At 55.0% G+C, this 8,537-nt stretch carries 6 protein-coding genes; all 6 read right to left on the bottom strand.

Annotated elements, in window-relative coordinates:
• Positions 1 to 269: 269 nt before the first annotated feature.
• The 6 genes from ACP5OT_RS17595 to ACP5OT_RS17570 all read right to left on the bottom strand — a co-directional run bounded on the left by ACP5OT_RS17595 (position 270) and on the right by ACP5OT_RS17570 (position 7,979).
• A complete protein-coding gene (locus ACP5OT_RS17595) occupies positions 270 to 1,097 on the bottom strand; it encodes a WD40 repeat domain-containing protein (protein ID WP_428132882.1) in 828 nt (275 codons plus the stop codon).
• A gap of 371 nt (positions 1,098 to 1,468) precedes the next feature.
• On the bottom strand, positions 1,469 to 2,272 hold the full coding sequence (locus tag ACP5OT_RS17590) for an alpha/beta hydrolase (protein ID WP_424677477.1): 804 nt from the start codon (positions 2,270 to 2,272) through the stop codon (positions 1,469 to 1,471).
• Positions 2,273 to 2,324: 52 nt separating this feature from the next.
• Positions 2,325 to 4,454, bottom strand: a complete 2,130-nt coding sequence (locus tag ACP5OT_RS17585) for a transcriptional regulator (protein ID WP_428132880.1) — start codon at positions 4,452 to 4,454, stop codon at positions 2,325 to 2,327.
• Between the two features lie 6 nt (positions 4,455 to 4,460).
• The gene (locus tag ACP5OT_RS17580) at positions 4,461 to 5,306 is read right to left on the bottom strand and encodes a sugar ABC transporter permease (protein ID WP_424677475.1); all 846 of its coding nucleotides are present in this window, start codon (positions 5,304 to 5,306) and stop codon (positions 4,461 to 4,463) included.
• Positions 5,303 to 6,523, bottom strand: coding sequence for a carbohydrate ABC transporter permease (locus tag ACP5OT_RS17575; protein ID WP_428132878.1), 1,221 nt, complete (start codon positions 6,521 to 6,523; stop codon positions 5,303 to 5,305). The genes ACP5OT_RS17580 and ACP5OT_RS17575 overlap by 4 nt, the downstream gene beginning before the upstream one ends.
• 154 nt (positions 6,524 to 6,677) lie before the next feature.
• The gene (locus ACP5OT_RS17570; RefSeq protein ID WP_424677479.1) at positions 6,678 to 7,979 is read right to left on the bottom strand and encodes an extracellular solute-binding protein; all 1,302 of its coding nucleotides are present in this window, start codon (positions 7,977 to 7,979) and stop codon (positions 6,678 to 6,680) included.
• Between the last annotated feature and the right edge of the window lie 558 nt (positions 7,980 to 8,537).

Raw genomic sequence — 8,537 nt, 5'->3', positions numbered from 1 at the left:
TAAAGACGTAAAGATTGCTCGCTACGCGCGCAATGACACGAGGGGGCCGCCGGGCCTGGTCATAGCAAGTACCGCGCGCCATCCTCGCCTGTCAGTTCGCCACCCGCCATACCCGAATCTCGCCAAGGCCAACATCGATCAGCCATCGGCTATCAGGGCTGAACAAAAGTTTTCCTAATGTTCTCGGCGAAACACTCAGCACACGCACTTGCCCGCTATCAACCGATCGGCGCAACACTATCGTCTGCCGTGGCGGCCCCCTTAAAGAACTAAAACGAATCTCTTGGCGGCATCCGATTTGGTGTGGCTAACCATTTCCCATCAGGACTGATCGCGACCGGCATACTAAACAACCGACTTATTGACCCGCTAGGCTTCGATTGTTGATCAAAGTGTTGCTCGTGCATAACTTGCCACGTGTTAGTATCAAATGTACGCACGAGCGCTATTTCACCAAGACTAACGCGCGATCCGTCGCGCCTTAGTGCAATATACTCATTCGGCCAGCTTTGGATCTTGCGCACCACTGTTTGCTGTGCGGTGTTTACCAACCAAACCCCCTCTGAGTAGGTTGAGACTACTAACCGCCCATCTGGCGAAAATGCAAGTGCCTTAACTACTGTCGCGTCTGGTTCATCAATCCGCACCGTCCCAATCTGCATTTGACGAACGACATCCCAGAGCTGCACTACCGGACCACGGTTGTGGTGCGATTCGGCCACAGCAAGGATGTACCCATTAGGAGAAAAGCTAAGATGTATCGGATACAGATTTTCACCGTGTGACCAACAATCAAGTGTCCCAATCCGATCACCACGTTCCGGATCGAAGAGATGAACCGTCCCCCACGCTCCAACGATCAGTAGCAAACCGTCAGGGCTAGCCGCGAGATAACCACCAGCAGGCAATTCACGGATCAGTTGGTAGGTGGGAAAGCTCACAATTATGGTTCGTTGATCATCGGCAATTGCTAATCGATTAGCCGACAAAAACGTAGCCGACCGCGAGACAACGTTCCAAACATACACCGGCTGCTCTTCACGCGACGCCCAGAACATCATTACTCCTACCAATCCACCCAGGGTAACCAGTCCCACTCCGACGCCACCTATATTGTTGTTATCCTTCCCGATTTTATCCGCCTTTAATTGCCAATAGTGTTGCAATCACCGGATACGGGCTGTGCGGCTGAACGAGCAAGCGGCAAATTGGAGATAACGCCCTTGGCCCAGGTTTCAATCACCGGATACGGGCTGTGCGGCTGAACGATGGGTGATAACGGGAATATCACATCACATTGCACCCATCCATTACTCACAGCGATCCTATCCATTGTCTTGCCGGCACAACTGCGATGTGCAGTTCAGCGACGTAAAGGCGTGAGTATCGGGTTCATTCTCTTGTGCTATGCCCGACTCGCCAGAAACAAAGTGACTGGAAAGCAATCCGTGCTGATAGCTATCACTTATCAACCGCTTGACACATCCATCACGAAGGCGATTGCATCGGCTACACGTGCTCGCCACGCCGCTTCGTTGTGCGTTGCACCGGGAAACTTGCGCGTCAGCCAGTCGTGCCCGTGACGATACCCGACTCGTACCATGTGGGAATCCATACGCTGTTGAAACGGTTCGTATTCCGCATCGAGGCCATCTGTACCGTAATCGAAATAGAAACGGTGTCTACCCGGTGGTGGCAAGCGGGCCGCGAGTTCATCAACCAGGATTGTTCCGCCTGCCGGCCAATGGGTTGACAAACACCCTGCACCACGAAAAATATCTGGATAACGGCAGAGAGCGTACAGCGAGATCAGCCCACCCATACTCGAACCCATAACGAACGTGTTGGACTGATCGGGCAGTGTTGGGTAGGTCATATCGATCCACGGTTTCACTTCTTCTACCAGAAAGGCGAGGTAAGCATCCGAAACCGGTTCCCCACCCATTCGCTCGACAATCCACTCCCAGCCGCGGGTCTGGCGTAGTGCATTGAACGGTTGTTGTGGTGCGTACTCGCGCCAACGCTGATCGGTACACCAGATACCAACTACGATTGCACCAGGCCAGTTTCGTTCCTGCTGTAGCCGCTCAATAGCTCGATCAACAGCCCAGACTTCGCCATCGGCGCGTAATGCCGGCTCAAACAGATTCTGACCGTCGTGCATATAGATCACCGGTAATCGCCGATCACCGATGGTCTCCGGTAGCCATACATCAACCGGGCGCGATACAACGTAACGGCTGGTCATCGTGGTGTGACGGTAAAGTGGCATTGTGTGATTCCTTCCTCTGTACACGCTCAGACGCCCGTGGTCTTGTGCTCGATTACGGGACTGAACTCAATTGATACAACAATACCCCATCATTACGGGTCCCAATCCACAACATCTGACGGTGATCAACCGCCAATGCCAACGGCTCAGCACCGGTAAAACCAGAGTCGCGGGGTAAGAAGTTGCGCCACCGTTGCCCATCATAGCGCAACAAAAAGCCGCCGGTCGTCAGTGGCCGCGCCGCGCCAATCCAAATCTCACCGGGCCGCGCTTCGAGCATGGTAGTAATCGTTTGCGCCGGTAATTGGCGATTGGCGGTTGTGAACCACTCCCAACGTGTCCCATCCCAGCGCGCTACCCCCTCACCGAGCGTCGCAGCCCACACGATACCGCGATGATCGACCAAGAGATCAGCTACACCGGCGCCGGCAAAGCCGTCGGCCCGCTCAAAGTGTTGCCATACCCCACGTTCCGGCAGATACCGGCTAACCACACCGATCCCACCAAACCAGACCGCCCCGGCCGGATCGACGGCAATCGAGAGCACCATACCGCCACGCGCTGCTTGCGGTAACGGTTGCCATTGCCCATCAATCCCACGCACCGCTCCACCGACGCTCGTACCCAGCCAAATCCTACCATCGGTACCACTCGCAACTGTGCGAATCACAACATCACGCTGAACGCCAAGTGCAGGCGTTTGCCATTCCCATCGGTCATCAGATCGTACCAACGCCAACCCCTGCCGACTCGCTACCCATATACCGGCCGTCGTCTCGGCCAGCGCGTACACTCGACCGAGCGGCAGATACGTCCAACGCGGCGGATCTTCGCTCACCATCGGTGCTTGCCAGATTGCCAGCCCAAAATCACCACCTAGCGCAACTCTCCGATCACGCAACGGTTGAACGGCATAAATTGCTCCCGATGGCAAGCCACCGGCACTCGGATGCAATGTACTCCACCCAATACTGCCCAGCGTCACCATCACGAGTGCAGTTGCATAGACCGTCGCAATAAACCCCACCAGCAACGCCAACGCGATCCATGCGTAACGGGGAGGGCGCAACAGCATCAGATGGCTCCAACCCCAATAGTCATTCTGTTCGCGCAACCACGCGGCTATCCGGCTCAATACCGGAGTTGCCAACAGCACGATGGGCGTGATCAGGGTCAAGATGTACTGCGGCCACTTAACCGGCCACCACAACAAGATCAATACGCCGCTTACTAGCCATACAGCAAGATAACGACGTTGCGGATCGCGCCAAGCTGCCGGCACACCGATCAAGGCAAGCGCTACGATCAGCGGATCGAGACCGGGCAATAAGAAGACTTCTGGGTGCCAACCTACTGCCGGTGCAGTTGACAACCACACGAGCGGTTGATACCAAGGGTAAGCGGCAGCCTGCACTTCATCACCCCGACTATACGCCGGCCAGAAACCGGCCATCGCGCCGAGGCGTGTGAATGGCTCGTGCCAGAGTGTCGGGTTGGCAAGCCAAAAGGTGAGCAGGGCAACTGCAATCACTTCACCCCATCGCCATACATTACCCAACCTGCCAAACGGTCGCTCGTGTTCGGCGCGCAATGCCGTCGCCAGTAGCATCAGCATCGCCGGCGTAGCGATAAGTGCGTAATTCATCTTCGCCGCTGTTGCCAGTCCCCACCCAATCGCCCCAAGCCTCAACCACAATCGCCGCTGTTGTTCAACCGGACGAGCAGCACGCACCCACGCCCCCACTGCAGCAATCGAGAGCACCAGCGGCCACGCTTCGAGGTAGGCCTGTGCTGTGTACTTGATCGTCAGCGTATGGACGGCCAATAGGCTGGCCGGCAACGGCCCGGCAGTCGTCGCCAGTACGGCTACGGCCAGGGTACCGAAGACAACCGACAGCAGGCGAGCGACGATCAGCACGGTAATCTGATTCGCGCCATCACCGAGCATGAGCGCACCACCGGCGTAGATCAGCTTATACAGTGCCGGATGCTGTCGGTTGCCGGGATAATCAATCACCGCTGCCCAGCCACCTTGTTGGATGAGGCGCGCATAATCAAGAGCTACACCAACATAGACCGGCTCATCAAAATCGAGCGGTAATGTTAGGGCAGCCCATAATCTAAGCAACGCAGCCAGCACAATAACGCCGATCAACCAGCCACGCGAAGACGATGCGTTCACCGATACCTATCCCTTGACACCGCCAACTGTCAAACCGGATACGAGGAACCGCTGGAGCATCAAGAAGACAATGATCGTTGGGAGAATGATAAGCAAACCACCGGCAGCAAAATTACCCCATGGCACACTCTGGCTATTTGCCAGACTGAACAAACCGGGCACCACCAGCTTCATAGTATCAGGTGCGGGTACCAACACCGACGCGAAGATAAAATCACCCCAACCGGCCAAAAAACCGAGCAAGGCCGTTACGGCTAAGGCTGGACGGGCCAAAGGTAATGCAATAAGGATAAATGACTGAACCGGACCACAGCCGTCGATCATGGCCGCCTCTTCCAGCTCAATCGGAATGGTATCGAAATACCCCTTCATGTTCCACGTACTAAAGACCAACGTACTCGTTGTATAGGCAAGGATCAACCCCTCGTGCTTACCGTACAAGCCAAGCGCCGTCAGCAACTGAGCAACCGCCACCAAACTTAACACGCCGGGAAAGGTCTGGATCGCCAACAGTAAAATCAGAGCAAACTCCCGCCCATAAAACTTAAACCGCGAAAACGCAAACGCCGCCGATGTCGTAATCACCAGTGAGGCAACCGTTGTTACACCGGCCACATACAAGCTATTGCGCAACCACGTCAACAGTGGTCGGTCAAAAATCATTGCCCGATAATTCTCGAACGTCCACTCAGTGGGCAAAAACATGCCGAGTAGATTAAGGGTGTAGAGCCGGTCACCGGTACGGCCTGAAGCAAGAAAGGCAAACCAGAGCGGATAGACGGCAAACAACACACCGAGGATTAAAATGAGGTACTGTAACACCAAGACCGGTCGAGTAGGTTTGCGGATCATGACTCGTAGGCCCCTTTCGTGATGCGCGTCAGCCGCAGGCTATAGAGGGTCGCTGTGAATAGGAAGATAAAGAGGATCACAGCGAAAGCCGTTGCATTGCCATAATTTTGGGTTTGGAAGATCTGCTTGTAGGCGTAGACGATCACAAACTCGGTTGCGCCGGGTCGGCCCACTTCATTCACCGGCCCACCTTGGGTAATAGCCCACACGGTGCCGAACATTTGAAAAGCCGTAATGGATGTCAGCACCGTTGCCGGTAACACAGCCGGGCGAATCAGCGGTAACGTGATCTGGGTAAGCTGTTGCCACCACGACGCCCCATCTAGCTCGGCAGCCTCATAGACATCGCGTGGTACGGCTTGCAATGCACCGAGAATGACGATCATGAAGAAGGGGTAGGAGAACCACGTATCAACCAGTACGACGATCACAAACGCACTCAACGGATCACGCAGCCACGCCGGACCGGCAATACCAAAGAGCGCCAAAACTTGGTTGATAGTCCCTTGCTCACGGAAGAAGAACTGCCAGATCAGCGCCATCAGAATAGCAAGCGATGAAGCTGCCCACGGCACAAACAACATCACTCGGAAGAAGGTACGCCCCGGTAAATAATCACTATTCAAAATGAGGGCAAAGGTGAGGCCGAGCAAGAAACTGAACGGCACACGAGCAATCACGAAAAGGAGGGTACGGAAAACAACCACCACAAAATCGCCGGTGCGCATGAGCGTATCGTAGGCTTGGGCCACATTGACCACCGCAGCCAAGATAAAACCCAATACCAGGGCACCAAGCCATACCACCGACATTGACACCGGCGGCTCCATCATCTGATTCAGGCGACGGTTGATGAAGGTTGCTGCAATGAGCGGCACAAAACAGAGAAAAATAGCCGCCATTGCTCCCAACGCTTCTGGAGTAAAGAGGTTACCGATCAAGTTCACATAATTAGCAAAGACCGGGTCTTGCAATCGATACGGCTGTCCCAAACCGACCGGTGCAGACGTGCGAAATTGTGGCCAACACAATGGATCGAGAATCCCCGTCAAAAATACTTCACAATCGGGGTTTGGCCGAAACCGATTACGATTGGTAAACGACGTATAGACGCTGAGGAGAATGGGATAGATATTAAACAGCAGAATACCGATAATCGTGGGGCCGGTAAAGAGCAGAACGGTGAGCGCCTTGCGGCGTTTGGACCACGACACCATGGGCATTACCTCTCTGCAAGCAGCCAGAACCTTATCGGTCGGTAGCCGGGCGCCCGACCAGCGGTTACCTCGACAACAACCCGATTTGATGCACGCAGGAACGATGACGATACAAACATGGGGGTGAGTATCCGCTACTCACCCCCTCCAGCATCTACTTCATCTGCATGATGGCTTCTTCAATTGCTTTAGCAGCGGCCGCTAGCGCATCAGCAGGCGTTTGCGCACCGGTCCAAATCGCAACGCTGGCCTCACCCACCGGACCCCACTGGGCCGAAGCGTAAGGCGTATTCGCCATCGGTACACCCGCATTCAGGGCAGCACCAAACCCGGCCAATGTCGGGAGGGCAGCCACCTCTGGATTCTTGAGTGCAGCCGTCGCCGCCGGAACCGTCTTGTTGGTCAGCGCCAGTTTGGTCTGCACCTCGGCACTGGTGAAGTACTTCATAATGTCCAACGCGACCTCGGCATTGCCACGCTCAACCGCGTTACGGGTCAGCATCAGGGTCTTGATACCGACGAAGGGCTTACCCAACGGCAGAATACCGTAGTCAACCCCATCCTGCTCGATACCGGCAATCGCCCACGGGCCGGTCCACCACATGGCAGCCTTGCCCTCGGCCAATGCTGCCTTGCAGATATCGTAGCTCTGCTCACTGAACGAGACTTTACTCATCTCGGCCAGCCACTCACCGCCCTTGATCATCTCCGGCGTATTGACGTAGACGTTACCCTGATCGTCAACATAGCTTGGCACGCCATACCCGAAGTAGATCGGAGCTACGTGATAAGCATCGTTCCCACCGAATCCCTGATTGCAGACAAATGTCTTGTCGGGGTTCGCAGCACGGAAATCCTTCGCCATTGCCAGCAGCTCATCGAGGTTGGTCGGCAACTGCATGTCACCAACGACAGCCTTGTTGTAGATCAAGGCAATACCTTCCTGCGTCTCCGGCAACGCCCAGATCTTGCCCTGCCAGATGACGCCATTCACAGCCGCCGGCTCGTAGGTGCTGCGCAGGAAGTCTTCGGTGATCCCATAATCGTTGAGCGCGACAATGTTACCCACCAGCGCCTGCTGGCCGATCTGGTCGTTGGCCCAACCGATAATATCGGGACCTTCACCGGCCGGAATGGCCACATTGAGAGCGTTGCTCACATCTTCCGGCTTCGAGAGGTCGATCTTGACATTCGGGTGAGCAGCCTCGTAATCACGGAACGCTTGCTCGATTGCGGTCAAGTAGGCGCCATCCCACTGGTGCCAAATCCTAATCGTCACCTGTTGGGCACTAGGTACAGTAGTCGGCTGCTCCGTCGGCGCAGTGGTCGGTTGTGCAGCCGGCGCAGTAGTCGGTTGTTCCGCTGGGGCAGTAGTGGGTTGTGCGGTTTGACCACCGCCACATGCCGCAAGCATCATGGCTGCGGCGAGAAACATAGCGATCAGGGCGCTCTTCATTGCTTTCACAGCTATACTCCTTTACTGTGTCTACACCGACAGCAGTACTGTGGAAGGGACAATTTGTTCCGAATGAGCGAACAGAATCCCAACGAGCATTACGGTAAATGTGATCGTCTGCGTGTAACCTCCTTTCTGCTCATTACCTATGCAGGAAAGCACAGCGAGCAGAGTAGGGAACGGTCATAAAGCCGAGTCACTGCGTGGAATTGAGAGGCAGCGTCCCTTTAGATATGGAGGATCTGCACCCGTTCTCTACACCTGCATCGGGCAGTAATAGTTGTGTCGGACATTGTTTTGATTACAACATTTTCATTCACAACTATACACTATCACTACGCTACTGTCAAGTAGGCATATGTAATTATACTGCAGCGTAAAGGAAGTGAGAGAAAGAGTAAAGAGTAGAGTTGTTCCGAGTGTCATTGCGAGCGCAGCGAGCAATCTTTACGTCTTTGCACCTCCACCACTGTCATTGCGCGCGCAGCGAGCAATCTTTACATCTTTGCACCTCCACCACTGTCATTGCGCGCGTAGCGAGCAATCTTTACGTCTTCG

This window comes from Chloroflexus sp. (assembly GCF_049970315.1).
GTDB lineage: Bacteria > Chloroflexota > Chloroflexia > Chloroflexales > Chloroflexaceae > Chloroflexus.
The sequence above is the reverse complement of the archived record's forward strand: the minus strand, read 5'-3'. Positions and strand labels throughout refer to the sequence as shown.